At 75.0% G+C, this 26,759-nt stretch carries 17 protein-coding genes; 4 read left to right on the top strand and 13 right to left on the bottom strand.

The genetic code is table 11. From position 1 onward, the window contains the following. Nucleotides 1–77 precede the first annotated feature (77 nt). The gene (locus tag ACIQGZ_RS06090) at nt 78–2,351 is read right to left on the bottom strand and encodes an ATP-dependent DNA helicase UvrD2 (protein WP_402599621.1); all 2,274 of its coding nucleotides are present in this window, start codon (nt 2,349–2,351) and stop codon (nt 78–80) included. 219 nt (nt 2,352–2,570) lie between these two features. On the opposite strand from ACIQGZ_RS06090, the gene ACIQGZ_RS06085 reads away from it, so the two are divergent. After that, on the top strand, nt 2,571–2,807 hold the full coding sequence (locus tag ACIQGZ_RS06085; RefSeq protein ID WP_402599620.1) for a mycoredoxin: 237 nt from the start codon (nt 2,571–2,573) through the stop codon (nt 2,805–2,807). A 116-nt stretch (nt 2,808–2,923) separates the two neighbouring features. Here ACIQGZ_RS06085 and ACIQGZ_RS06080 read toward each other — a convergent pair whose 3' ends face one another. Continuing rightward, nucleotides 2,924–3,727 (bottom strand): GntR family transcriptional regulator, encoded by an 804-nt coding sequence (locus tag ACIQGZ_RS06080; RefSeq protein WP_402599619.1) that lies wholly within the window; start codon nt 3,725–3,727, stop codon nt 2,924–2,926. A 97-nt stretch (nt 3,728–3,824) separates the two neighbouring features. Between ACIQGZ_RS06080 and ACIQGZ_RS06075 the strand changes: the two genes are divergently transcribed. Beyond that, nucleotides 3,825–4,277: an ATP-binding protein gene (locus ACIQGZ_RS06075; RefSeq protein ID WP_402599618.1), complete on the top strand. Its 453-nt coding sequence runs from the start codon at nt 3,825–3,827 to the stop codon at nt 4,275–4,277. 233 nt (nt 4,278–4,510) lie between these two features. On the opposite strand, the gene nudC is transcribed toward ACIQGZ_RS06075, so the two are convergent. The 5 genes from nudC to ACIQGZ_RS06050 all read right to left on the bottom strand — a co-directional run bounded on the left by nudC (nt 4,511) and on the right by ACIQGZ_RS06050 (nt 11,484). Further along, the gene (gene nudC / locus ACIQGZ_RS06070; RefSeq protein ID WP_402599617.1) at nt 4,511–5,608 is read right to left on the bottom strand and encodes an NAD(+) diphosphatase; all 1,098 of its coding nucleotides are present in this window, start codon (nt 5,606–5,608) and stop codon (nt 4,511–4,513) included. Further along, nucleotides 5,605–7,035, bottom strand: coding sequence for a M20/M25/M40 family metallo-hydrolase (locus tag ACIQGZ_RS06065; RefSeq protein WP_402599616.1), 1,431 nt, complete (start codon nt 7,033–7,035; stop codon nt 5,605–5,607). Before ACIQGZ_RS06065 ends, nudC begins: the two co-directional genes overlap by 4 nt. 114 nt (nt 7,036–7,149) lie before the next feature. Beyond that, a complete protein-coding gene (locus ACIQGZ_RS06060) occupies nt 7,150–9,987 on the bottom strand; it encodes an FtsX-like permease family protein (protein ID WP_402599615.1) in 2,838 nt (945 codons plus the stop codon). Continuing rightward, nucleotides 9,984–10,754, bottom strand: a complete 771-nt coding sequence (locus ACIQGZ_RS06055; RefSeq protein WP_402599614.1) for an ABC transporter ATP-binding protein — start codon at nt 10,752–10,754, stop codon at nt 9,984–9,986. The genes ACIQGZ_RS06060 and ACIQGZ_RS06055 overlap by 4 nt, the downstream gene beginning before the upstream one ends. A gap of 55 nt (nt 10,755–10,809) precedes the next feature. Then, nucleotides 10,810–11,484 carry a PadR family transcriptional regulator gene (locus ACIQGZ_RS06050; protein WP_402599613.1) on the bottom strand — a complete coding sequence of 225 codons (675 nt, stop codon included), beginning with the start codon at nt 11,482–11,484 and terminating at the stop codon, nt 10,810–10,812. A gap of 139 nt (nt 11,485–11,623) precedes the next feature. On the opposite strand from ACIQGZ_RS06050, the gene ACIQGZ_RS06045 reads away from it, so the two are divergent. After that, entirely contained in the window at nt 11,624–12,790 is a 1,167-nt protein-coding gene (locus tag ACIQGZ_RS06045; protein WP_402599612.1) for an endonuclease/exonuclease/phosphatase family protein, read from the top strand. 78 nt (nt 12,791–12,868) lie between these two features. On the opposite strand, the gene ACIQGZ_RS06040 is transcribed toward ACIQGZ_RS06045, so the two are convergent. The 5 genes from ACIQGZ_RS06040 to ACIQGZ_RS06020 all read right to left on the bottom strand — a co-directional run bounded on the left by ACIQGZ_RS06040 (nt 12,869) and on the right by ACIQGZ_RS06020 (nt 22,826). Further along, nucleotides 12,869–14,029, bottom strand: a complete 1,161-nt coding sequence (locus ACIQGZ_RS06040) for a PP2C family protein-serine/threonine phosphatase (RefSeq protein ID WP_402599999.1) — start codon at nt 14,027–14,029, stop codon at nt 12,869–12,871. A gap of 178 nt (nt 14,030–14,207) precedes the next feature. Continuing rightward, entirely contained in the window at nt 14,208–17,444 is a 3,237-nt protein-coding gene (locus tag ACIQGZ_RS06035; protein WP_402599611.1) for a UvrD-helicase domain-containing protein, read from the bottom strand. A 159-nt stretch (nt 17,445–17,603) separates the two neighbouring features. Then, nucleotides 17,604–18,371 (bottom strand): hypothetical protein, encoded by a 768-nt coding sequence (locus ACIQGZ_RS06030; RefSeq protein WP_402599610.1) that lies wholly within the window; start codon nt 18,369–18,371, stop codon nt 17,604–17,606. Between the two features lie 108 nt (nt 18,372–18,479). Further along, nucleotides 18,480–22,190 carry a UvrD-helicase domain-containing protein gene (locus tag ACIQGZ_RS06025; protein ID WP_402599609.1) on the bottom strand — a complete coding sequence of 1,237 codons (3,711 nt, stop codon included), beginning with the start codon at nt 22,188–22,190 and terminating at the stop codon, nt 18,480–18,482. 189 nt (nt 22,191–22,379) lie between these two features. Further along, nucleotides 22,380–22,826 carry an MGMT family protein gene (locus ACIQGZ_RS06020; RefSeq protein WP_402599608.1) on the bottom strand — a complete coding sequence of 149 codons (447 nt, stop codon included), beginning with the start codon at nt 22,824–22,826 and terminating at the stop codon, nt 22,380–22,382. A gap of 144 nt (nt 22,827–22,970) precedes the next feature. Here ACIQGZ_RS06020 and ACIQGZ_RS06015 point away from each other — a divergent pair, with 144 nt between their 5' ends. Next, nucleotides 22,971–25,583, top strand: a complete 2,613-nt coding sequence (locus ACIQGZ_RS06015; protein ID WP_402599607.1) for a lysylphosphatidylglycerol synthase domain-containing protein — start codon at nt 22,971–22,973, stop codon at nt 25,581–25,583. A gap of 1 nt (nt 25,584) precedes the next feature. On the opposite strand, the gene ACIQGZ_RS06010 is transcribed toward ACIQGZ_RS06015, so the two are convergent. Next, nucleotides 25,585–26,742, bottom strand: coding sequence for a hypothetical protein (locus ACIQGZ_RS06010; RefSeq protein ID WP_402599606.1), 1,158 nt, complete (start codon nt 26,740–26,742; stop codon nt 25,585–25,587). Between the last annotated feature and the right edge of the window lie 17 nt (nt 26,743–26,759).

Here is a 26,759-nt window from a genome sequence, read left to right as displayed (position 1 = left end):
GGGGCATCCGCACGGCCTGCGACCTCGTCCCCTTGGCCGCTCCGGCAGGCTATTGCGCCTGACGTGAGGCGCGCAAACTATTTTTCCGGCGAGTTTTCCGGACTGTCGTCGGCGCCGTCCTCCGCAGCCCCCGAGGGCGGCTCGGACTCCGCGCCGAGGGGCTGCTCCCCCCGGCACAACGACAGCACGGCGGCTCCGTACTTGTCCAGCTTCGACGGGCCGACCCCCGGGATTTGAGCCAGCGCCTGCTCATCGCCCGGCGGGTCCTCCGCGATGGCCATCAGGGTGGCGTCGGTGAAAACCACATACGCCGGCAGGCTGAGGCTGCGCGCCTGCTCGCTGCGCCACTCCCGCAACCGCTCGAACAGCGCCTCGTCCATGGAGGACGGGCAGTCCTCGCAGCGGCGCAGCTTGCGCTCCACCGCCTCGGTCAGCGGGCGGCCGCAGACCCGGCACTTCACCGGCCCCCGGTTGCGGCGCCCGGCGCGCTCGGCGCCCGCCTCCGCGCCGGTGCGGCCACCGCGCCCGGACCGGCCGCCGGAGCGCGAGCCGGAGCCCGGCCGCAGCCCGTCCAGGAACCGGGTGGGGATGCGACCGGCCCGGCCGCCCGGGGAGCGGGCGAGGGCCCAGGAGAGCGAGAGGTGCTCCCGCGCACGGGTGACCCCGACATAGAGGAGCCGGCGCTCCTCCTCGATCTGCTCATCGGTCTTGGCATAGGTGATCGGCATCATGCCCTCGGTGAGGCCGACCAGGAAGACGGCATCCCACTCCAGGCCCTTGGCGGCATGCAGCGAGGCCAGGGTGACGCCCTCCACCGCAGGGGCGTGCTGGGCGGCGGCGCGGGCGTCCAACTCGGCGACGTACGCCCCCAGGTCGGCCTCCCGGCCGTCCGGGCGCCGCCCGGCTTCGAACTCCTCGGCCAGCCGCACCAGCGCGGCCAGCGACTCCCAGCGCTCGCGCACCGCCCCGGAGCCGGCCGGCGGCTGCGGCGCGAACCCCCGGGTGGCGAGCACCGCCCGCACCTGGGCGGCCAGGTCGGGGCCGTCCACCGCCAGGGTGTCGGCGCCGGCTCGGGCGGCGCCGCGCAGCAGCATCCCGGCCTCCCGGATCTCCGGCCGTTCGAAGAACCGCTCGGCGCCCTTGAGCTGGTAAGGCAGCCCCAGGTCCGCGAGCGCCTGCTCATAGACCTCGGACTGGCCGTTGGTACGGAAGAGGACCGCGATCTCGCTGGCGCGCACGCCCCGGTCCAGCAGGTCCTTGATGCGGTGCGCGGTGCCCTCGGCCTCGGCGGGCTCGTCGGCGTACTCGGTGTAGACCGGGTCCGGCCCGGTGTCGCGCTGCGAGACCAGCTCCAGCCGGTGCTGGGCCGCCTGGCCGCGCGCCTGCGACAGCAGCCCGTTGGCCAACTGCACGACCTGCGGGGTGGAGCGGTAGTCGCGGACCAGCTTCACCATCGTGGCGTCCGGGTGCCTGGTCCGGAAGCCGAGCAGGTAGTCGGGGGTGGCGCCGGTGAAGGAGTAGATGGTCTGGCTGGCGTCACCGACCACGCAGAGGCTGGCGCCGGGCCCGGTCCACTGGTCGAGCAGCCGCTGCTGCAGCGGCGAGACGTCCTGGTACTCGTCGACGGTGAAGTGCAGGTACTGGGCGCGGACCTGCTCGGCGATCTCCGGGCGGTCCTCCAGGATGGCGGCGGTGAGCAGCAGCACATCCTCGAAGTCGATGACGCCGCGGTCGCGCTTGAGCTGTTCGTAGACGCCGTAGACCCGGGAGATCTCGGCGGCGTCGCGCGGGGCGTCGCGGCCCGCCTTGGCGACGGCGGCCGCGTAGTCCTCCGGGACGATCTGGGTGACCTTGGACCACTCGATCTCGCCGGTGAGGTCGCGCAGCTCGGTGCGCTGCACCCGTAGCCCGCACCGCCCGGCGGCCTCGGCCACCAGTTGCACCTTCCGCTCCAGCAGCCGGGGGACCTCCCCGCCCACGGCGCGCGGCCAGAAGTACTGGAGCTGGCGCAGCGCGGCGGAGTGGAACGTCCGCGCCTGGACGCCTTCGGCACCCAGCATCCGCAGCCGCCCACGCATCTCACCGGCGGCGCGGGCGGTGAAGGTGACGGCGAGCACCTGTTGCGGCCGGTAGACGCCGCTGCGCACCCCGTACGCGATGCGGTGGGTGATGGCGCGGGTCTTGCCGGTGCCGGCGCCCGCCAGCACGCAGACCGGCCCGTGCAGCGCCGTCGCGACGGCGCGCTGCTCGGGGTCGAGGCCGGCGAGCACCGCGTCGGCGTCGGCCGGTCGCCCACCGGGGGCTGCGTACGGTTCGCGCGGGTCGTCCGGGCCCGGAAGCTGTGCCTGCATGTCGCCCATCCTCTCAAGCCCGGGGGACAACGTGCGCCGCGTTGTCCACAGGGCCGGTGGGATAGTACGACCGACCTACCTTTGGGTGCGCAGGTAGGGCGCGTCGGAATGTTCCGGAGGCCGGAGGCGTTGGACTGCCCGGTGGCGCGGACAGCGTCTCGTGCGCCGCAGCGCCGCCGCCCGGCGCGGTACCGATCCCGAGCGAAGGAGCCTCCCGCGATGTCCGTGACCATGTACAGCACCACCTGGTGCGGCTACTGCCGCCGCCTCAAGGGCCAGCTGGACCGTGAGGGCATCGCCTACACCGAGGTCAACATCGAGCACGACCCGGCGTCGGCGCAGTTCGTGGAGTCCGTCAACAACGGCAACCAGACCGTGCCGACCGTGCTCTTCCCGGACGGTTCGGCGCTGACCAACCCGTCGCTGGCGCAGGTGAAGGCCAAGTTGGGCGTCTGACTCCCGGCTGTTCCACGACGGGCCCGCGACCGCTGACGGTCGCGGGCCCCGCCGTTTCCGCCGGCGCTCGGGCCAGCGGGGGCGGTGGGGCGTGGGGCGCTGGGGGCGCTCGGGGGTCAGCGCGCGCCCGGGACGCGCGCCGCGAGGTTGCCCAGGCCGTAGAGCAACCGGCTGCGGTCGCCGGAGTAGCGGGTCTCGATCGCCCGGACCGGCCCCCTGCCGTCATAGGTGGCCCTGGTCTGCACCATCAGCGGGACGCCCGGCCCCGCCTGGAACCACTGCGCCTCCTCGGGCCCCGGCATCCGGGCCGCGAGCTGGTCGACGGCGCCGATCTCGGTGCGGCCGATCGCGGCCAGCACCACCTCGTCACCGCCCCTGACCGGCTCCGGGTTCATCAGCGGCGTACCGGCCGCCAGACCGGCCGGGTAGTGGCTCTCCTCGATGGACCACGGCTCGCTGTCCATGAAGCGGAGCATCCGGCGGAGCACCACCGCCTCGCCCGGCCGGATGCCGATGCGCTCGGCGATGTCAGTGCGGGCCCTTACGATCAGCATCTCGAAGTCCGCAGTCAGTTTGCGGCCCGCTGCCTGGGCCTCCTCCGCGTACACCTCGGAGGGCGCCGCCAGGCTGTCGGTCGGCCGCAGTACGGTCGCGGAACGGTATGCGTGGTGGTCCAGGACCGAGTGGTGGTCCTTGAGAAATGTGCCCTTGCCCTGCACCCGGATCAGCAGGCCCTCGTTCACCAGTACGTCCACGGCCAGCCGGACGGTGTTCCTGGCGACGCCGTACTGCGCCTCCAGCTCCGCCTCGACCGGCAGGGCGATGGCGCCCTGCCACTCGCCGACGGCGATCCGGCGGCGCAGGTCGGCGGCGAGCCGCTGGTACTTGGGGGCCTGCCCGGGGGCTCGGGTGATGTTCACCGGATGAATGTAGCCAGCGACATTCGAGCAACCAGCCCATCTCCGTCAAGGCTGGCATCACTGGTCTGATTCCAATGACTTGCATTCAGGGGGAAAGATGCACATCCAGATCGATGACCGGGACAGCTGGGCCGCCACGGCCTCCTTCCCGCCGGACCCGCACAATGTCGTCCGCAGCCGCCTGCTGACGCGGACCGCGCTGGCCTCCTGGGGTCTGCCCAGGCTGGCCGGGGACGCGGAGATCGTGGTCTCCGAGCTGGTCACCAATGCCGTGCGATACGGGCGCGGCACCGTCTCGCTGGCGCTGGCCCTCGCCGGGGAGCAGCTGCGGATCTCGGTCTCGGACGGCAGCCCCGAGCTGCCCGTGCGGGCGGCCGGGCCGGACGACGAAGCGCAGGGTGGGCGCGGGCTGCTGATCGTGGAGGCGCTCTGTGACGGGTTGCGGGTGACTCCCCGGCCCGCCGGGAAGACGGTCAGCTGCCGACTGACCGGGGCGGCCGGGGGCGGGAGCCGGGCGGTTGATCCGCCTGGCGGTGAGCTGGGCGGGTGAGGGGGCCACCGGGCGGGGCGCGGGTGCCGGCCGTGGGCCCCTCTACCCAAAGGAGCACTGCCCGCGCAGTTCCGCGCGCCTCTGGGGTCGCGCAGGACCGCCGGTGGTGGGCCTCGCTCTGTGGGTGGGCTCGCACAGCCCCGCGCGCCCCGGGGGCGGGGTGCACCCGATCGGGTGCACCCGGTGCCTGGGGTGGACCGGGGGCGCGGGCTGGGTGCACGCGCCCCCGGGGGCTACCAGCGCGCCGCTGCGGGGATGGGGGCGCCGTACCAGCGTTCGATCAGATGGCGGGCGATGGAAATGCCCGAGGGCGGCAGCATCCGGCCGGACTCCCAGCCGGCCCGCAGCTCCTCGCGGCTGACCCAGCGGGCCTCGGACAGCTCCTCGCCGTCCACCGTGATCGTGGTGCCGTCGGGGTGCGCCCGAGCGACAAAGCCCAGCATCAGGCTGGACGGGAACGGCCAGGGCTGGCTGGCGACGTACTCGACCTCCGCCACCCGGACGCCCGCCTCCTCGGCCACCTCGCGCACCACCGCCTGCTCCAGCGACTCGCCCGGCTCCACGAAGCCGGCCAGCGTGGACCAGCGGCCCTCCGGCCAGAGGCTCTGCCGACCCAGCAGGCAGCGGTCCTGGTCGTCGGTGACCAGCATGATCACCGCCGGGTCGGTGCGCGGGTAGTGCTCGGCCGCGCAGGAAGTGCAGAGACGCACATGCCCCGCGCCCCCCTTACGCGTCGGATGTCCGCAACGGGAACAGAAGGAGTGCAGCCGATGCCAGTTCTCCAGCGCCACCGCGTGCACCAGCAGGCCGGCGTCGCGGTCGGAGAGCATCCCGCCCACCTCGCGCAGCCCGGCCGGGCGGGCGTCGCCGTCCAGTCGGCCGGGCAGCGACTCACCGGCCAGGGCGAAGTACGACACACCGTCCTCGTCGGTGCCGAGGAAGTAGCGGTCGCCCTCGTCCGGCGCCTCGAAGGAGGGCACCAGCACCAGTTCGGTGCCGGTCCCGGTGTCCACCACGAACGCCTCGCCGCCGGAGATCGGCAGCACCTGGGTGGCCGGGTGGCTCCAGGCTGCGGCCAGCCAGGGTTCGTCGAAGCGGTGGTGCGCCGCCCGGTCCACCCCGGCCCGGGACAGCGGGAGCGCGCGGCCGCCCAGCGGATCGGCCGGGGCGGCCTGGGCCGGTACCGCCTGCTCCACGGTCGGCTGCTCCACGGTCGGCTGCTCCGCCGTCGGCTGCGCGGTCTGAGGTGCTGTCTGCTGCGAGGTCACTGCCGTGCCGTCCCGTCCCGTCCGGTCGCCGTACTCCCTGTGGTCCGACAGCGCGGCGCTCATCGGACCTGCTCCCCCGGCGTCCAGGTCTCCGCGAGGTCGCCCCACAGGTATGCCGAGGTCTCCACCCCCTTGAACAGCAGGTCAAGCTCGATCTTCTCGTTCACCGAGTGCCAGCCGTCGGACGGCACCGAGATGCCGAGGAAGAGCACCGGCGCGCCAAGGATGTCCTGGAGGTCGGCGGCGGGGCCGGAGCCGCCCTCGCGGGTGAAGAGGATCTCCTTGCCGAACGCCCGGCCCATCGACCGGACCATCGACTGGAGGGCCGGGTGGTCCAGCGGCGTCAGGCAGGGCCGGGTCGCGCCCGGGAAGACGATCTCGTGCCGGATGCCCGCCGGCAGCCGGGCCGCGACCCAGTCGCGGACCGCGCTCCTGACGTGCTCCACATCCTGCCCCGCCACCAGCCGGAAGGAGAGCTTCAGATGAGCGGACGACGGCACGATGGTCTTGCCGCCGGGGCCGGTGTAGCCGCCCCAGATGCCGTTGACCTCGGCGGTCGGCCGGGCCCAGACCCGCTCCAGGGTGGTGTAGCCGGCCTCGCCCAGCGTGCCGTGCGACTTGGCGACCTCCAGCCAGCGCTGCTCGTCGAAGGGCAGCGCGGCGAACAGCTCCCGGTCGAGCTCGGTCAGCTCCACCGCGCCGTCGTAGAAGCCGGGCACGGCCACCCGCCGGTCGTCGTCGTGCAGGGCGGCGGCCAGCCGGGCGGCCTCGGTGGCCGGGTTGGGCACCGCGCCGCCGAAGGAACCGGAGTGGATGTCCTGGTCCGGTCCGTACAGGTCGATCTGGCAGTCCGCGAGACCGCGTGCGCCGGTGCAGACGGTCGGGGTGTCCTCGGCCCACATGCCGGTGTCGGAGACGATCACCGCGTCGCAGGCCAGCCGGTCCGCGTGGCGGCGCACCAGGTCCACGAAGTTCGGCGAGCCGGACTCCTCCTCGCCCTCGATCAGCAGCTTGAGGTTGACGGCGGGCGCGGTGCGGCCGGTCGCCGCCAGGTGGGCGCGCACCCCCAGGGTGTGGAAGAAGACCTGGCCCTTGTCATCGGCGGCGCCCCGGCCGGACATCCGGCCGTCGGCGATCACCGGCTCGAAGGGCTCGGTGGCCCAGCCGTCCGCCAGCGCCGCCGGCTGCACATCGTGGTGGCCGTAGACGAGCACGGTCGGCGCGGCGGGCTCGCCGGACGGCCACTCCGCGTACACGGCGGGCAGGCCGGGCGCGCCGCTCTCCGACTCCGTCTCCCACACCTCGGCGACCGGGAAGCCGGTCCGCCGCAGCCGGTCCGCGAGCCACTCGGCGGAGCGGCGCGACTCACCGGCGCGCGCCGGGTCGGCGGAGACGGACGGGATGCGCACCCAGGCGGCCAGCTCGTCGAGGAAGGCGGCACGGTGCTGGTCGATGTAGGAGCGGACGGCGCTGTCCGGAGTTCTCGTCATAGAGACGACTTTAGTTCGCCCGTACGGTCCCGCGCTGCCGTCGCTCGCAGCTCGGACACCGGCTCCGGACGTGTGATGCGTCACGCCCGGAGCCGGCCCGAGGCCGGGCGGCGGTCAGTCCGCGCGCCGGACCAGCGCGATCCGGGACCGGGAGAGCAGCGCGGCCATCAGCACCGCGAGCACCGGCAGCACCAGCACGGTGGCCGCCAGTTGCCACCATGGGAAGACCACGACGCCCGCCCCGCTGCCGCCGGAGAGGGTGAACATCGTCGCCCCGCTCCCGGCGAAGCTGCTCGCGGCCTGCTCGACCTTGCGCAGCGCCACTGCGGGCACCACACCGCAGACCGTCCCCAGCACCGCGCCCATCGCGGCGATCGTCCCGCACTGGAGGCCGGAGAGGGCCCGCCTGATCCGGGGCGTGGCGCCGACCGCCGCCAGCGTCGCCAGATCGTTCTGGGAGTCGGCGGCCGCCAGCCCGGTGGCGATGCCCGCCGCACCGAGCGCGACGACGGCGGCGAAGAGCGTCAGCCCCAGCGTCACCGGAGTGCGGTTGGAGTGGTAGCCACGCTCGACCGAGACCCAGCCCTGCCCCACGACCGTGGAGAGCGCCGCGTTGGCCCGCTGCTCCGCCGCCGAGGAGGGGGCGGTCGGCGGCGCCCAGACCGAGCCCTGGGGGGTGACCGTCAGGCCCGCCTTGCGGGCGGCCTCCAGCGGCAGCAGCACCGGGGCGGTGTAGACGGACGGGGTCCGCACCACCGCCGGGATGCGCAGCCTGGTCGACCGGGGTTCGGCGTGCTTGCCGTTCTGCTCGGGCTGGTCCGGGGCGTACTGGGTCAGCTCCAGCGTCGCGTAGCCGTCCACCACCAGCCGGGGGTCGAAGACCACCGCCTTGCCGTCCGCGAGCGCCTGCTCGGCCGCCGGGTCGTGGACGCCGTACAGGATGCGCAGCACCGCCGCGTCCCCGGCGGGCAGAGTGCCGAACCGGGAGGCGTAGGCACGGGAGGCCCGGCTCCCGCACCGGGGGTCTTCGCGGTTCAACCTGGCGCGCTCCGCGTCGGAGAGCGACTGGTCCCGCACGGTCGGGCACTCCCGCTCGGGCGGCAGCACCAGCGTGGCGTTGCCGCACCGCTCCCCGCCCGCCGTGCAGTTCCCCCGGTAGGAGGTCCCGTAGACGTCGCCGCGTTGGCCGAGTCCGCTGATCGCGTTCTCCACGGCCGTGCGGGCCTGGTCCAGTACGGCGCCGGAGTCGGCCCGCGCCGGGACGCCGACCAGGGTGACCACTCCGATCGGTGCGGTGGCCAGGTAGTCGGCCCGCATCTCGGCGTCCTGGCTGGCGCTGTAGACACCGACCGCCACCGAGCCCGCCACCGCCGCCATCACCGCGGCCACCGCCGGGGCGGTGCGCCCCCGGTGCCGTACGGAGTCGCGCAGCGCCAGCCGGGGGGTCAGCGGCAGCCAGCGGCCCAGCTTCCCGAACAGGCCGATCACGAAGGGGGTGCAGGCGACCATGCCCAGCTCCGCCAGCGCCGAGCCGCCGAGCACGGCGGCGGTCCCCTGGCCGGCCGCCGCACCGAGCAGCGCGAGGGCCGAGCCGCCCGCCAGCGCGGCCAGGCCGACCACCGCGAGCCGCTTGGACGGGGGCTTGAGCCGCCCCCGGCCGGTCAGCGCCGCGACCACGTCCTGTCGGGACGCCTGCACCGCCGGGACGACCGCCGCGAGCACCCCGGTGACCAGGCCGATCGCCGCCACCCCCAGCAGGTCCAGCGGCCGCAGGTCGAAGTGGCCGAAGCGCTGCCCGGCCGCCGCCTCCAGCCACGGCCGGGCCACCGCGACGACCACGACGGCCAGCACCATGCCGACGACCGCACCGGCCAGCCCCAGCACCACACCGCCGCCGAGCACCACCGCCCGGATGTGCGAGCGGTCACCGCCGCCGGCCGCCAGCAGGCCCAGCTGGCGCCGGGAGCGGCGCGCACCCACGGCGAAGGCGGGGCCGGCCAGCAGCACGATCTCCAGCAGCGCCATCCCGGCGACGGTGGCCGCGATGGTCAGCGTGACCGGGTTGAGGTAGCGCTGCCCCGGGTCGCCGGACTTCGCGTAGTACGGCACCTGCGAGCGCGGTGGCGGGTCGAGCAGCACCTGCCGGGAGGTCACCCGGAAGCCGTACGCGTTGGCCTCCTTGACCCGCTCCCAGGAGAAGCCGGCGCCGCCGGGCACCTGGATCAGCCAGCGCCGGCCGACTTCGAGCAGAGCGTCCGTCCCGGGCTTCCGGGCCACCGTACCGATCAGCGCGCCGGGCCGGGCGATCAGCTCGGAGGCACCGAGCGTGCCCGGGTACTCCACGGCGGCGGTGATGGTGAACGGCGTCGCGACACCCTGCACGGTGGTGGTCTCGCCCAGGTGCAGGCTCGACTCCTCCAGGAACTTCCGGGTGGCGGCGATCTCCTGCGGCCGGGTCGGGGCCCGCCCGGCCACCACATTGGCCATGCCCCGCCACACCGGCGAGGTCAGGTCCAGCTCGGTGGTGCCGGTACGGATCAGGCCCGCAGCACTGCTGGTGACGACGCTGGGCCCGCTGACCAGGGTGAACAGGGTGCTGCCCGGCGGCGCGATCCGCCGCAGCAACACGGTGGGGTCGGTGTGCGCGGCCCGCTGCTGCTCCGCAGTCAGCTGCTGTCCCGACTCACCGCTGATCATTCCCGTGTCGGGGTCTGGCGCCTGGGCGATCGGTTCACCGAGTTGCTCGACGGACACCTGCGCGTCCGCCGCTCCCAGCTGGCGAGTGATCCGCTCGCCGGGGTCCAGGTCGGCGCTGCGGTACACGATGTCGGCGCCGGCCACCCCGAGCACCGGCAGCGCGATCATGGCCATCACCAGGGCGCTGCGGCCCTTGGCGCGTACGGCGTCGCGGCGGGCGATGCGCAGCGCCGCCCGCCAGGCGGTGAGCTTCACCGGCTCACCGGCCCGCTGCCGTCCCGGCCCGCACCGGTGAGCAGGGCTTCGGCGGAGGCCGAGACCGTCTCGTCGACGATGCTGCCGTCGCGCAGGAAGACCACCCGGTCCGCCCAGGCGGCGTGCCGGGCCTCATGGGTCACCAGCATCGCGGCGGCGCCGGCGTCGCAGCGGGCGCGCAGCACGGCGAGCACCGTCTCACCGGTGGCGGAGTCGAGGGCGCCGGTGGGCTCGTCGGCCAGGACCAGGCGGCGGTCGCCGATCAGCGCGCGGGCGATGGCCACCCGCTGCTGCTGGCCACCGGACATCTCGTCCGGGAACCGGTCGGCCAGCTCGGCCAGGCCCAGTTCCGCCAGCGCGGCCAGTGCCTCGCGGCGGCAGGCCCGGGTGGAGACGCCGTCCAGCTCACGGGGGAGCGCGATGTTCTCCGCTGCGGTGAGCGCCGGTATCAGGTTGTAGTCCTGGAAGACATAACCGACGGCATGGCGGCGCACCGCCGCCAGCTGCTTGCGGGAGAGGTCGCCCAGTGAGCGGCCCTCGACCAGCACCCGGCCCGAGGTCGGGGCGTCCAGGCCGCCCGCGAGGGTCAGCAGCGTCGACTTGCCGGAGCCGGAGGGGCCCATCACGGCCACCAGCTCGCCGGGGCGGACCTCCAGGTCCACCCCGCGCAGGGCGTGCACCTCGGCGGCGCCCCGGCCGTGCACGCGGGAGACGTCCTCCAGCCTGAGGACGGGACCGGCGGCGCCGGTCGTCGTGTTGCCTGTCATGGTTCCCCCCAAAGGGTCGGTCACGGGATCGTGGTTCGCGGGTCCGGCAGCCGGCTCAGCGCCGCGCGGAGCCGCTCCCCCGCCGCCGGGCGGGTGCCTGCGGCGCGGCGGGGGCGGATGCCTGCGGCGCGGTGGCGGGTGCCTGCGGCGCGGCGGGGGCGGGGCGGTGGCGGGCGAGCCGGGTCTCGCAGTGGTCGAGCCACCGCACCTCGGCCTCGGTCTGGAAGATCAGCTGGTCCAGGACCAGCAGCCAGGCGAGGTCCCGGTCGGGGCCGTCGGGGTCGGGGCCGTCGGGGTCGGGGCCGGCGGCGGAGAGGTCCGCCGCCAGGGCGCGGGCCTTCAGCCGGGTGTAGTCCTGGAGCGCGCGCATGCTGTGCCGCCGCTGCGCCTGGACCACCTCGCGGACGTCCACGCCCGGCACGGTGACGGCCATGGCGAGCTTGATGGCCAGCTCGTCGCGCGGCGGGCTGTCCCGGCGCACCGGCGTGCCGAACCAGTCGCGCAGCTCGGCGCGGCCCGCGTCGGTGATGGCGTAGAAGACATGGCCCTCGCCGTCCTCACCGGCGGGCGCCACCAGGCCGTCGCGCTCCAGCCTGCCCAGCGTCGTGTAGACCTGGCCGACGTTCAGCGGCCAGGTGGCACCGGTGCGCTCCTCGAACTCGGTGCGCAGTTGGTAGCCGTAGTGCGGCCCCTGGTCCAGAAGGGCGAGCAGCCCATGACGGATCGACATACCGAGTATGTATACCCGGTATGCATCCCACTACCCAACCCGGGCCCGGTGCCGGAACGCGCGGGCCGGGACGTGCAGGGCGGGACGTGCAGGGCGGGTGTCCGGCGGGGAGGGGACGCGAGCGCGGTACGGTCGCGGTGTGAGCCAGCTGCGCATCGCCACCTTCAATCTGCTGCACGGCCAACCGCTGGCGCCGGACGGCGCCCCGCTGCCCTTCCCGCCGGAGCCCGCCGACCCGGCGGCGGCCGCCGCCGCGCTGGCCGAGGCGGTGGCCGCGCTGGACGCCGATGTGCTGGCCATGCAGGAGGTCGACCGCTACCAGGAGCGTTCCGGTCTGGTGGACCAGACCGCCGCCGCCGCCGCGGCGATGGGCGCCGCCGACTGGCGGTTCGCCGCCGCGCTGCACGGCCGCCCGGCGCCGGTCTCCGGCTGGCTGCCGGACGCGTCGGCCACGGGTTTCCGGGTGTACGGACCGGCCGAGGCCGGCACCGGCACCGGGCAGCCGGCGTACGGCACCGCGCTGCTCACCCGGCTCCCGGTGCACCACTGGCGGGCCCGGCGGTTCTCGCCCGCGCCGTTCGGGCTGCCGCTGCGGGTGGCCGGGCGGCGGGGGCTGACCCCCGTCCCCGACGAGCCGAGGGCCGCGCTGGCCGCCGTACTGGAGGGCGACCGGGGGCTGTTCACGGCGGTGGCCACCCATCTGTCGTTCGTCCCGGGCTGGAACGTCGCCCAGCTGGCCGGCATCCGCCGCTGGATCGCGGATCTGCCCCGCCCGTATCTGCTGCTGGGCGACTTCAACCTGGTGGGCGCGGTACCGCGCACCGTGCTGGGCGGTGCGGCGGTGATGGACGGCGTGACCCGGGCGCCCCGGCGCGGGCGGCGGACGGCGGCGCAGTCGCCGCTGCGCGCGCCGGTGTACGCGCCGCTGCCGACGGCGGACCCGGCCGCTGCGGGCGCCGGGACGGCGGGCGGGGAGGCCGCCGAGGACCCGGCGCGCGGGCCGGGGCGCGCCACCCGGGTCCGGGGCACGCGCCGCCGGCTGGGACTGCGCGACGCCCGGCGGGCCCGTCTGGAGCGCGGCGCCCACACCCGGCTGCGGGTCCGCCGCGTCCCCCGGCAGCCGAACGACCGGCTGCGCGGCTGGCGCGACCTGGCCCGTACGGCCACCTATCCGTCACACCGGCCGACCGTCCAGTTCGACCACGTCCTCGCGGTCGGCGTACGCCCCGGCGCGGTCGGCGGCGTACACACCCCCCGCGCACCCATCTCCGACCACCGCCCCCTGCTGGTCGAAGTCGATCTCTGACCCGGGCGGCCGCCGGATACCCGACCACCCGGCAGCCGTACACCCGACCGCGCGCAAGACCACAGCCCCCGGCATACCTCAGCCGCGCTGCGGCACCTGGCCGTTGGGTCGCGGCAGCTGCTCCGGCAGTGCCGCCGGTTCGTACTGGAGCAGCAGCATCGCCGCGTCGTCACCGAGCTGCCGCCCGACGTGCCGGACCACGTCCAGGTGGAGGCGGTCCAGCACATCGGCGGGTGCGCCGGCTTTCGCGCAGTCGGGGAGGCGCTCCAGCAGCGGGTAGAAGGTCCCGGCCCGGTCGCGGGCCTCGATCACGCCGTCGGTGTAGAGCAGCACCCGGTCCCCCGGCAGCACGGGCGCCCGCCGCACCGGCGGGCGGACGGACTCCGGCGGCAGCACGCCCAGCGGCGGCACCGGGGAGGACGGCTCCAGCAGCCGTGGCAGCTCACCGTCGCGGAGCAGCACCGGCGCCGGATGGCCGCAGTTGACGATCTCGGCCATGCCGTCCGGGCCGACGCCGATCAGCACCAGGGTGACGAACTCCTCGCCCAGCCCGTCGTGGCCGTTCTCCCGCAGCGAGCGGTCCAGGCTGTCGGCCAGCCAGGCGGCGACCCGGTCGAGCGCCTGCTCCTGGTGCGCGGCCTCCCGGAACGCGCCGAGCACGGCCGCCGCCGTCTCCACCGCGCCGAGCCCTTTGCCGCGTACGTCACCGACGACGGCCCGCACCCCGTGCCGGGTGTTCACCACCTCGTACAGGTCACCGCCGATCCGGGCATGGGCGGCAGCGGCGGCGTAGTGGACGGCGGCGCGGACGCTGCCGACCCGGTCGGGGACCGAGCGCAGCAGCACCCGCTGCGCGACCTCGGCCACCAGCCGGGCGTCGGCCAGCGCCCGCTCCTGCCGCATCCGCAGCACCGCGCTGATCCAGCCGATCACGCTGACCAGCACGATCGCCAGCACGCTCGCGGTGTGCACCGACTCGTCCAGCCGCCCGTTGTACGCCGCCATCACAAAGGCGGCGCCCACGGTGACCACGCCGACCAGCAGCGGGTACCAGGTGCGGCGGCAGACCACGGCGGCCAGCGCCGGGGCGGAGGTGAGCGCCGGCTCCACCGTCACCTCGGTCTTGCTGAACCAGTCCAGCGCGACGATGAGCAGCAGGGCGAGGAACGGCAGGGTCAGAGCTGTCCGGGACCAGCCCCCGGCGAGCAGCTGCTTGAGGCGGCGGAGCCGCCCGGTCACGCTCAACGTCGGATTCTCCAGCGGGAAACGCCCTACGGCGGTGACTGAGGGTTAGGGCAGGGTCAAGCAGACGGCCGGGGCGCGGGGGTGACCGGTTACCGACCCCACAATAGGCACGAAAAACGCAAGCCGCACAGGTATCTCACGTCTTCGTGACGACTTGGGTGCGCTCTGTGACCTATTCATCACTGTTCCCGGTCAGGATGCGTTCCAATGCTGTTCGATCGGGAAGTTCTGTCGGATATTCCGCCCGGCCGCTGCGTACGTAGAGGAACGCCGCCGTGACCTGCTCCGGCGGCAGCCCCTGCTGCTCCGCCCACGCCAGCCGGTAGATCGCCAGCTGGAGCGGGTCGGCGGTCTCCCGCTGGTTGGTCTTCCAGTCCACGACCTCGTAGCGCGGCCGGTGCGGTGACATTGCGTCGCCCCCGTCCAGCCGGTACACCGCGTCGATCCGGCCGCGCACCACCCGCCCGGCCAGCAGCAGCTGGAACGGCGCCTCCACCCGGTAGGGCGTGCGGTGCGCGTACGGGGTGCGCAGAAAGGCGTCCTTGAGCCGGGCCAGGTCCCGCTCGTCCTCGATGCCGTCGTCCTCGGCGCCGGGCAGCGCATCCGGTTCGATCAGCATCAGCGGTTCGAACCGGGACTCCACCCAGGCATGGAAGCGGGTGCCGCGCCGGGCGGCGGGCTGCGGCGGCCGGGGCATCGGCCGGGCCAGCTCGCGGGCGAAGCCGTCCGGGTCGGCGGCCAGCCGCATCAGCTGCGAGGCCGACAGGGCGGCGGGCAGCGGCACCTCCCGTACCGCCCGCCGGGAGCGCTCCAGCTCACCGAGCAGGGCGTCCAGATCGCGGTCCCAGGACTCCACCTGCCGGCGCTCCTCCGGGAGCAGCGCGGGCGCGGGCTGCGCGGGCGGCCGCCCCTCCAGCCGGGCGCGGACGGCGTGGGCGGCCAGTCGGCGGGCGTGCTGGGCCGCCGGGTCCAGCGGCAGCGGCCAGGGTGTCTCGGTGGTGACCGCCAGCGCGGGATTCGCCGCGTCCTGCTCCGGCGGGTCGGCCCACGCCTCGACCTCCCCGAAGCCGCCCGGCCGCTCGCAGTGCTCGCGCAGCCGCACCAGGAAGTCGGAGGGCCCGGTCGGCCGCTTGCGGCCCGCCCCCCACCAGTGCCCGGAGGCCAGCAGCAGGCCGCGGGGGCGGGTGAAGGCGACATAGCCGAGCCGCAGCTCCTCGGTGGCCGTCTGCTCCTTCAACTGGGCGGCGAAGTCCTTCATCCCCTGCGGGTTCCAGCGCGGGGCGGCGGGCAGGGTGGCGGCGTCGCCGCGCAGCTCGTGCGGCAGCACCTGCCTGCGGCTGGTCCAGCGCTCGCGCGCCTTGCTGCTGGGGAAGGCGTCCTTGACCAGGCCGGGCACCGCGACCACATCCCACTCCAGGCCCTTGGAGCGATGGGCGGTGAGCACCTTGACGGTGTCCTCGCCGCCGGGGAGTGCCTGGTCGAGGCCACGGTCGTACTCCTGTGCCGCGCGCAGGAAGCCGAGGAAGGCGCCGAGCGAGGGGTCGCCGTCCAGATCCGCGAAGGAGGCGGCGACGTCCAGGAAGGCATGCAGGGTCTCCCGGCGGCGGGCGGCCAGCGCGTACGGGGAGGCGGCCAGCTCGACGTCCAGGCCGGTGGTGGCCAGCACCCGGTGCAGCACGTCCATCAGCGGGTCGGCCAGTGAGCGGCGCAGCTCGCGGATCTCGCGGGCCAGCCGGGCGAAGCGCACCCGGGCCTCGGCGGAGAACGGCAGCTCGTCCTCGGCGGCCACCGAGCCGGGGTGCAGAAAGGTCTCCAGCGCGTCCGCCAGCGAGACCACCTCGGTGGGGTCGGCCTCCGCGACCGCGTCCGCCAGCCGGTCGGCCGGGGCGCCGCCCCGGTCCACCCGGACCAGATCGCGGGCCCGGCGGCCGAGCAGCGCCAGATCGCGCGGGCCGATCCGCCAGCGGGGGCCGATCAGCAGCCGGACCAGCGCGGCGTTGGCCGTCGGGTCCTGGAGCACCTCGCAGGTGGCGACCAGGTCCGCGACCTCGGGCAGGTGCAGCAGCCCGGACAGGCCGACCACCTCGACCGGCACCTCGCGGGCCACCAGCGCGGCGTGGATGTCGGGGAAGGCGGCGCCGCCCCGGCAGAGCACCGCGATCCGGCCGGGCGGGGTGCCGGTGCGCACCAGGTGGGCGAGCGAGTCGGCCAGCCAGTCGATCTCCTCGGCGTGGGTGGGCAGCAGGGCGCAGCGGGCGAAGCCGTCGTGCTCGGCGCCGGGGGCCGGGCGCAGTGCCTCGACGCCCTCGTGCATCTCGCGCAGCGGCGCCGCGAGGTCGTTGGCGAACGCCAGCAGCCGGCCGCCGCTGCGGCGGTTCTCGCTGAGCGAGTGGCGCAGCGCGGGCCGACCGTCGGCGTGCGGGAAGTGCGCGGGGAACTCGTCGAGGTTGGCCACCGAGGCGCCGCGCCAACCGTAGATGGCCTGGCAGGGGTCGCCGACGGCGGTGACCGGGTGGCCGCCGTCGCTGCCGGGGCCACGGCCGAAGAGGCCGGCCAGCAGCAGTCGCTGGGCGACCGAGGTGTCCTGGTACTCGTCCAGCAGGACCACGCGGAACTGGTCGCGCAGCAGGGCGCCCACCTCGGGCCGGGACTGGGCCAGGGTGGCGGCGGCGGCGATCTGGTCACCGAAGTCCATCAGCCCGGCGGCCTGCTTGCGCCGCCGGTAGTCCTCGACCAGGCCCAGCAGCTCCAGCCGGCCCCGGGCGGCCTCCGGCACCTTGCGCAGGTCGTCGTTGCTGAGCCGGACATCGGCCAGCTCGTCCAGCAGGTCGGTGTCATGGGTGCGCAGCCGCTCCGGCGGCACCAGGTGCTCGGCCAGCTCGCCGTCGAGGGCCAGCAGCTCGGTGACCAGGGTGGAGACGCTGCCGGTGAGTGCGCGGTACGGGCCACGGGCGGCGCGCAGCACCCGGGCGGCCAGCTGGTAGCGGGTGGCGTCGGCCAGCAGCCGTACGTCCGGCTCGATGCCGATCCGCAGGCCGTGCTCCTTGATCAGCCGACCGGCGAAGGCGTGGTACGTGGAGATCTCGGGCTCGCCGAACACATCGCCGTCCGCGCCGGGATCGGTGCCGCCGGACACTCCGGCCCGCGCCAGTGCGACACGCACTCGCTCGGAGAGCTCGCCGGCCGCCTTGTTGGTGAAGGTGAGGCCGAGCACCTGTTCGGGGCGGACCAGCCCCCGGCCCACCAGCCACACCACCCGGGCGGCCATCACGGTGGTCTTGCCGGACCCGGCGCCCGCGACGATCACCGCCGGAGCGAGCGGCGCGGTGATCGCGGCCACCTGCTGGGCGGTGAAGGGTATGCCGAGGAGCTCCTTGAGCTGCTCGGGGCTGGTGATGGCGGCGGACACCCGAGCAACGGTAACCGGAGGCTCGGACAGTTGCTCCGATCGCCCACTCCTTGAACAGGACAGGTCAGTTCATGGGGCCGTCAGCCCTTGAGTTGACCGGTCGGTCCTTGAGTTTGCCCGTCAATCCTTGAGTTCGCCGCCAGTTCCCGAGTGTGCCCGTCAGTCCTTGAGTTGCGAGGAGTCGATGACCTGGTCGGCGGGCGGGGCCTTGACCGTCACCGACTTGCCGAAGTCGCTGAGGGTCACGGTCGCGGTGGTGTCGCCCTTGTGGATCATCTTCAGCGGGTAGGGGATGCCCTCGGTCGCGACGTAGATCGAGGTCTGGCCGTCGTCCGCCGTGGTGCTGAGCACCACCGCGCGGGCGCCGTTCACGGTCTCGGTGCCGACCTTGGTGACCTCGTTGCCGACGCTGCCGTCGGGGATCTCCTCGGCGAACCCGGTCATGTCGCAGAAGGACACCAGGTCGTCGTCGCCGCCGCCCTTGATGTACTGGCCCAGCTTGACCTTGGCGGCCGCCTTGCTGTCCATCATCTTCAGATAGCCGGCGTCGGGCTTGACCCAGGAGGTGTCGCCCGACTTGAGGATCTCGGCCGAGCCGCCACCGGTCGACATGGTGCCGGAGCAGTGCCCGGACTTGTCCATCGACAGCTTGCCCTTGACGCCCTGGCTACCGGAGGAGACGTCCAGCTCCATGGTCAGCGACGCCGCTTGCAGCAGGGCCGCCTTGGCCTTGGCGGTGATCTCCGCAGGGGGCAGCGCTTCGAGGGCCGACTCGGCCGCCTCGGTCTCCTCCGCGTTGCTCCCCGAGGCGGAGCTGCCGGCGGACGGGGTGGCGGTGGTGGACTTCTTGTCGTCGCTGCAACCTGCCAGGCAGGCCACTGCGGTGGCGCAGGCGAGCGCGCCGGCGAGTAGGCGGGTGGTACGCATATATGGTGATCCGATCCGTAAGCTGTCCGAAGATATGGCTTCTCCGGATCCCGCGAGACGCTAACAGCTCACCGCAGCGGGCGGATCGGGCTTGCGCTCATTCGAAAGTCATTCGATGACCTGTCGGCCCTCGGACCGGGCCGAGCAACTGCGACGGAACGAGCACCGGTCGCAGCCCGCCCCCGGGCCGGGGGTGAACCGCTCGTCCAGCACCCGGCCGGCCGCCTGGGCGAGCAACTGCTCGATCAACGGCTCGGCGGGCAGCGCCTCCTGGGCCTGCACCTTGGGGCCCAGCGGATCGGCGCCCTTGCCCTTGGGCGACTCGCGCAGCTGCACCAGCTCGGCGCCGCCGGGGCGCGCGGGCGTACCGTCGAAGGCGGGCAGGCCGTCCAACGCGCCCTCGCGCACCGCCAGCTGGTACACCGCCAGCTGCGGATGGTCGGCCACGGCGGCGGCGGTCGGGGCGGACCGGCCGGTCTTGAAGTCCACCACGTAGGCCAGCCCGGCCGCGTCCCGCTCGACGCGGTCCATGCTGCCCCGGACCTCCACCGTCCGCTCCCCCACCGTCAGCGTGACGTCGAAGCCGTGCTCGGTGGCCACCGGCACCCGGCCCCGCTCCAGGGTGTGCCAGTGCAGGAACCGCTCCAGCGCGGCCCTGGCCTCGCGCTTCTCCTGCTCCGACTTCCACGGCGCGTCGAAGGCGAGGGCGTCCCAGACGCCGTCCAGCCGCTCCATCAGCACCTCAAGGTCGGCCGGCGTCCGGCCCGAACCCACCTCGTCCGCCAGCACATGCAGGACATTGCCGAAGCCCTGCGCGGTCGAGGACGCCGTACGGGCCCGCACCTCGCGGTCCAGGAACCACTGGAGGGAGCAGTCGTGCAGCTGCTCCACCGAGCTGCCGGACAGCTGCACCGGCCGGGCCGGGTCGCGCAGCGGCACCTCGGCGGCGGTCGGCTCCTCCAGCCCCCACCAGCGCTCGGGGTGCGCGGCCGGGACCAGCGGTGTGCCGTCCTCGCCGACGGCCGCCGCCAGCCGGGCCAGCCGGTCGGCGGCGGCGCGGCGCAGCGCCGGGGTGGCGGTGGCGTCCACGCTGACCGAGCGCAGCTCGGCCACCAGGGCGGGGACCGACAGCGGGCGGCGCGGGCGGTGGGTGACGTCCTCCACCACGGCGGGCGGCACCCGGCGCAGCACCCGGCCGGAGCGGTCGGTCTCCTCGCGGTAGAGCTCGCGCAGGAAGCGGGACGGCTCGTCGCCGTCCTCGGACTGCGCCTTGACGGCGGTGACCACCAGCCGCTCCCGGGCCCGGGTGACGGCGACGTAGAACAGCCGCCGCTCCTCGGCCAGCAGGGCGCCGGGCGGCATGGGGGCGGCGAGGCCGTCCCGGCCGATCCTGTCCGCCTCCAGCAGCGAGCCGCGCCGCCGCAGGTCCGGCCAGAGGCCCTCCTGCACCCCGGCCACCACCACCAGCCGCCACTCCAGTCCCTTGGACCGGTGGGCGGTCATCAGCCGGACCGCGTCGGGGCGGACGGCCCGGACGGCGAGGGTGTCGGCCGCGATGTCCTGGGCGTCCAGCTCCTCCAGGAAGTTGAGCGCGCCACGGTGGCCGGTGCGCTCCTCGGCGCGGGCGGCGGCCTCGAACAGGGCGCACAGCGCGTCCAGGTCGCGGTCGGCGTTGCGGCCGGCCGGGCCGCCGCGCTGCGCGGCCCGCTCCAGCCGCTCCTGCCAGCGGGTGGAACTCTCCCAGAGCGCCCACAGGGCCTCCTCGGCGGTGCTGCCGCCGGCCAGCATCTCCCGCACCTTGCGCAGCAGCATGCCCAGCTCGCGGGGGCGGCGGGCGTACGCGGGGTCGAGGGCCACCAGCCGCTCGGGCTCGGCCAGCGCCTCGCGGATCAGCTCGTCGGCCGGGCGGACGGCGGCGGGGGCGTCGCCGTCGCGCTCGCGCAGCGCGATCCGCTCCTCCTCGCGCAGTGCCCGGCCCAGGCGGCGCAGGTCGGAGCCGTCCATGCCGCCGAGCGGGCCGGTGAGCAGCAGCTGGGCGACCTCGGCGGTCAACGGGTCGGGCTCCTGGCCGCCGACGCGACCGGTCGGCGCGGGGGTGGGGGCGTCCGGCTCCGGTACGTCGGGCCCGGGGGCGGCCGGCCCGGGGGCGTCCGGCCCGGGGGCGTCCGGCCCGAGGGCGTCCAGCCCAGGCACGTCCGGCCCGAGGGCGTCCAGCCCAGGTACATCCGGCCCGAGGGCGTCCGGCCCGGGGGCGTCCGGCCCGGGGGCGTCCGGCCCGGGGGCGTCCAGCCCGGGGGCGTCCGGCGCAGGTACGTCGGGGGCCGCACCGGGCTCGGGTGGGCCCGGCTCGGCCGGGGTCGGCGCGGCCAGGGTGCGGTTGGCGCGGGCGGCGGCGAGGGCGGTGACCCGCAGCGCCAGCAGCAGCGGGGCGACGGCGGGCTCGTCGCGCAGCGGGATGTCCTCGCCGTCGGTCTCCAGCGGTACGCCCGCAGCGGTGAGCGCCCGCCGTACGCCGGGTATGGACCGGCCGCCCGCCCGGACCAGGACGGCCATCTCCCCCCATGGCACCCCGTCCTCCAGGTGGGCCCGGCGCAGGATGTCGGCGACGCCGTCCAGCTCGGCGCCGGGGGTGGGGTAGGTGTAGACCTCGATCCGGCCGCCGTCGCGCGCCGCCCTGGGAGTGCGGTGCGCGGCCAGCGCCGCTGCGGGCAGCCGCCCCATCGGCATCCGCCGCGCCAGCTCGCGGGAGGCGGCGAGCAGCGTAGAACCGGCCCGGCGGGAGACCCGCAGCACCTTGACCTCGGCGGGGCTGCCGTCCGCCCGGGGGAAGGCGGTCGGGAAGTCCAGGATGCCGTTGATGTCGGCCCCCCGGAACGCGTAGATCGACTGGTCGGGGTCACCGACGGCGACCAGGTCCCGCCCGTCCCCGGCCAGCGCGCGCAGCAGCCGGACCTGGGAGGGGTCGGTGTCCTGGTACTCGTCCACGAAGACCACCTCATAGCGGCCGCGCAGCTCGGCGGCCACCTCCGGGCGCTCGGCCAGCAGCACGGCCCGGTGGACCAGCTCGGCGTAGTCGAGCACGCCCTGCATGTCGAGGACGTCCAGGTACTCGGCGTAGAAGTGGGCGGCGGCCGCCCAGTCCGGCCGGCCGTCGCGGGCGGCGAACCGCCGCAGCCGGGCCGGGTCGAGCGCCAGCTCCCGGCTGCGGGCCAGCACCGCCCGGACCTCGTCCGCGAAGCCACGGGTGGTGAGGCAGGCCCGCAGCTCGTCCGGCCAGCCGATGCGGCCCTCGCCGCGCCGGGCGTCCTCCGCGTCGCCCGCCAGCAGCTCGCGCACCATGACGTCCTGCTCGGGGCCGGAGAGCAGCCGCACCGGGTCGGCGAAGAGGTCCGGGTCCTGGTGGGCGCGGACCAGTGCATAGCAGAAGGAGTGGAAGGTGGTGGCCTGCGGAGTGCCGCCCAGCCCGGCCGCGCCGCCGAGCCCGGCCGCACCGCCCAGCCCGGCCGCGCCGCCGAGCCCGGCCGCACCGCCCAGCCCGGCCGCACTGCCGAGCCTGGCCGCCATCCGGTCCCGCAGCTCCACCGCCGCCTTGCGGCTGAAGGTGAGCACCAGGACGCGCTCCGGGGCGGTGCCCCGGGCGATCCGGCCCGCCACGGCCTCCACCAGCGTGGTGGTCTTGCCGGTGCCGGGCCCGGCGAGCACCAGCAGCGGCCCGCCGGTGTGGTCCGCGACCGCCTGCTGGTGGGCGTCCAGCACCGGCGGCGCCGACTGCGCCAGCGGGGCGCGCAGCAGGCGGTACGGGGAGGCGGGCGAGGTCAAGGGCGGTTCCTGTGGGGCTGCGGTGGTGGTACGGGTACGGACCCGGTGCTCGCGGGGGCCGTAGGGATCGAGACTACGATCCTCCGCCGTCACTCCCGGCCGGGTGGGCGCTTCCGGAAACGCTCACCCGTTCGAGTGGGGGTGTGAGCGTACTACCCGGCGTGCGGCGGCCGGTGCGCGCCCGCGCCGCTATCGCCCGTCCCAGCGGGCCGCCGCCATGTCCACCCGGGGCAGGCTCCGTACCGGTTCCGGACCGCCCGGGGCCGCCCCCTCGGCGCCCTCCCGCTCGGCGTCCTCCCAGTCGGCGCCCTCCCGCTCGGGAGCGGGCCGCCGCCCGCCCGGGTAGCGCAGCGGGGTGCCCTCCTCCCGGTAGCGGGCCAGCGCCCTGGCCTCATGCCCGGGGAGCAGTGAGCCGTCCGCCCGCACCACCCGCCACCAGGGCACACCGCCGCCGTAGAGCGCCATCACCCGGCCCACCTGCCGCGGACCGCCCTGTTCCAGGAACTCCGCGACATCCCCGTACGTCATCACCTTGCCGGGTGGGACCCGCTCGGTCAGCTCCAACACCCGCTCGGCGAACGGCGGGAGCTCCGACCGCTCGCCCGACCCCGTACCGTCCACCACACCGTCCGTCACCCTCGCGATTCTGCCGCACCGGCCCTCCCGGAGAGCCCGGTGCGAGGGATGTCACGCCGTCGCTGCGCCCCCTGGCCTGCACGCGCCGTCCGGGCATGCCACCATCTTCCGGGGCGGTGACTGGTGATACGAGGAAACGAGCAGATGACGGGGAAGACCGGTGCGGAGGCCGGCGAGTCGGCGGCCGGGTCTCCGGCCGCCGACTCGGCACGCCCCGATCCGAAGAAGGTCTCGCTGGTCAAGGCGGACCACCCGACCCGGCCCGAGCAGCAGCCGTCGGGCAGCCATGTCTCGGTCGACGAACCGCTGCTCGCCGCCCGGGTGCACCGCCCGTCCGACCTGATCCGCTTCTTCGCCGGGCTGCTCGGCGTGATCGCGGTCTTCGTGCTGGCGAACATCGCCCAGAACACCACCACCGGCATCGAGAACGACATCACCGTCGGCGCCACCAAGGTGCCCGGCTTCCTCACCACCGTCGCGGGTTTCCTGTCCAGCGTGGCGGTGCTGGTGGTCCCGGTCGCCTTCGCCATCGAGCGGCTGATCAAACGCGACGGCCTGCGGGTGGCCGACGGGGTGCTCGCCGCCGTACTCGCGCACGGAGTGTCACTGGCCATCGACCTCTGGGTGGCCGACGCCGCCACCCAGAGCATCCGCAACGCCCTCACCCGCATCCCGCAGCCCGGCGGCAGCCTCACCGACCCGGTGCACGGCTACCTCTCCCCGGTGATCGCCTATATGACGGCGGTCGGCATGGTGAGCCGGCCCCGCTGGCGGTTCGCGCTGTGGGCGGTGGTCGTGATCAGCGGCGGCACCGAACTCATCAGCGGATACACCACCCCGCTGTCGCTGGTGCTGACCGTGCTGCTCGGCTGGACGGTCGCCTACGGCACCCTCTACACCATCGGCTCCCCCAACGTCCGGCCGACCGGCCAGAGCCTGCTGCTCGGCCTGCGCAAGGTCGGCTTCCAGCCGCTGACCGCCCACCGCGCCCCGGCCGGCCCCGGCGACACCCGCCGCTACTACGTGGTGCAGGCCGACGGCGCCCCACCGCTCGACGTCCATGTCATCGACCGCGAACAGCAGGCGTCCGGCTTCTTCTACCGGCTGTGGCGGCGGCTCCAGCTGCGCGCGGTCGCGGTGCGGCGCAGCCCGCAGTCGCTGCGCGAGGCGCTGGAGCAGGAGGCGCTGATCGCCTACGCCGCCGCGGCCTCCGGAGCGCTGGCGCCGCACCTGGTGGCCACCTCCGAGCTGGGCCCGGACGCCGCGATCCTGGTGTACGAGCACATCGACGGCCGCACCCTGGACGAGCTGCCGGACCAGGAGGTCACCGACGGGTTGCAGGTCAGCTTCTGGGAGTCGGTACGGGCGCTGCACGACCGGCGGATCGCGCACCGCCGGCTCACCGGCGAGTCGCTGCTCTGCCCGCCCACCGAGCCCGGTCGGCTGATCAACCTCTCCGGCGGCGACATCGCCTCCGGCGACCTGGCGCTCCGCATGGACCTGGCCCAGCTGCTCACCACCTTCGCGCTGCGGGTCGGCGCGGAGCGGGCGGTGGCCTGCGCCGCGCAAGTGCTGGGCCCGCGCCGGGTCGCCACCGCGCTGCCACTGCTGCAACCGGTCGGGCTCAGCCGCTCCACCCGGGTCGACCTGCGGCAGTTCAACCGAAAGCGGAAGGCGGAGGCCAGGGCGGCGGCCGACGCGCAGGTCGCCTCCGGCGAGAAGACCCAGGCCGAGGCGGACGACGAGCTGGCCGCCCACACCGGGGACCTGCTGGCCCGCATCCGCGAGCAGGTGCTGGAGATGGTGCCGGAGGCGCCGGTCGCGCCGGTCCGGCTGGAGCGGCTCAAGCCCAAGACGCTGCTCACCGCCATGGCGGGGGCCTTCGCGGCTTACTACCTGCTCACCAAGTTCCCCGCCGCCCAGATCGACTTCGCCGACGTGGACTGGGCCTGGGTGCTGGCCGCCCTGGCCGCCGCCGTCTTCAGCTACGTCGCGGCGGCGATGAGCCTGATCGGCTTCGTGCCCGAGCGGCTCTCGTTCGGCAGCACCCTGCTGGCCCAGGTCGCCGGCTCGTTCGTGAAGCTGGTGGCACCGGCGGCGGTCGGCGGGGTGGCGCTCAACACCCGCTTCCTCCAGAAGTCCGGCGTACGGCCGGTCCAGGCGGTGGCCAGCGTCGGCGCCTCGCAGCTGGCTACCCTCGCCTCGCACATCTCGCTGCTGTTCGCCTTCGGCTACGTCGTCGGCAACCAGCGGACCGAGGAGCTGACGCCCTCCCGGACGGTGATCGCCGGTCTGCTGACCGCAGCCGTACTGGCGCTGGTCGTCGCGGCCGTCCCCCCGCTGCGGCGGTTCGTGGCCACCCGGCTGCGGTCGCTGCTCGCCGGGGTCATCCCCCGGATGCTTGACCTGCTGCAGCGGCCGTCCAAGCTGGTCACCGGTCTGGGCGGCATCCTGCTGCTCAACATGGCGTTCGTGACCTGCCTCTACACCTCGATCCGCGCCTTCGGCGGCTCGGTGGGCATCGCGACCGCCGCAGTGGTCTTCCTGACGGCCAACGCGGTCGGCTCGGCGGTGCCCACGCCCGGCGGGGTCGCGGCGATCGAAGGGGCCCTGATCGGCGCCCTCTGGGCGCTGGCCCAGGTACCGGCCGACATCGCCACGCCCGCCGTGCTGCTCTACCGGATTCTCACCCTCTGGCTGCCGGTGCTGCCCGGCTGGGCCTGCTTCACCCGCCTCCAGCGCAAGGGCGTGCTGTAGCTCACGGCGGGCCGGAGCCGAGCAGCCAGCAGGCGCCATAGGCGGCGGAGGCCAAGGCGACGGCGGTGAGGAGCAGGGCGGCGCGCACCGGGCGCAGCCGGGCCACCGCGAGGGCGAGCGGCAGCAGCAGCGGGAAGGCGGGCAGCAGCAGGCGCGGCTTGGAGCCGAAGTAGCCGGCGCCGGTCAGCGCCAGGGCGAGGACCACCGCCGTGTAGATCAGCAGCGGCAGCGGCTGGCGCTGCCGTACGCAGCGGGCGTAGAGCCGGCCGAGCAGCCCGACCGCGACCAGCAGGCCGAGGCCGCCGACGTACGGGGGTGCGGTCAGCTGGCCGCCGATGAAGCGGGCGAAGGCCAGGCCGCCGTCGAAGCCGTTGCCCCAGCCGCCCTGCACGTCCAGGTAGCCGAGCGGGTTGCCGGTGCGCACGCCCACCCAGCCGACGTAGCCGAGCCAGCCCAGCGGTGCGACGGCCAGGCCGAGCAGCAGCCGGGCGCCGGGGCGGCGGCGGTCGCGGTGGAGGAGCGCGGCGGCGGTCAGCCAGACCGCCGCGACGACGGCGACTCCCACCGGCCGGGTCAGCCCGGCGAGGGCGGCCAGGGTGCCGGCCCAGAGCCAGTCACGGCGGAGCAGCGCGTACAGCGCCCAGGCGGCCAGCGCCGTGAACAGCGACTCGGTGTACGCCATCGACTGGACGATGCCGGTGGGCTGCACCGCCCAGAGGGCGACCAGGGCGGTACCGACCCGCCGGCCGTGCAACCGGTCGCCGACGGCGAAGATCCCCCAGGCGGCGGCGAGCGAGGAGAGCCAGCCGACCGCGAGCCCGGCGTCGGCCGGGTGCAGCGGGGTGACGGCGGAGACGCCCCGCTCCAGCCAGGGCAGCAGCGGGAAGAACGCCTGGTCGGAGTGGACCCGGCCACCCGGCAGATGCAGCGTGTAGCCGTAGCCGTGCTCCGCCACCCTGGTGTACCAGAGGGAGTCCCAGCGCAGGCAGAGCAGCTTGTGCGGGCTCTTGCCGGTCACCCCGGCCCAGAGCGCCAGCACCGCGACGCCGAGCAGCCGCACCGCCGCGTACCCCAGCAGGGCGGGTGCCGCCCGGCGCAGCAGCGCGGTGCGGGGCTCCGCGCCGGTGGGCGGGGCGGCGGCGGGAGCGAGAGCGGTCACCGGGTGATTATGCGGGA

The sequence above is a fragment of the Streptomyces sp. NPDC092296 genome, assembly GCF_044755465.1.
Taxonomy (GTDB): Bacteria; Actinomycetota; Actinomycetes; order Streptomycetales; family Streptomycetaceae; genus Peterkaempfera.
This window is presented reverse-complemented; position numbering and strand designations above follow the sequence as displayed.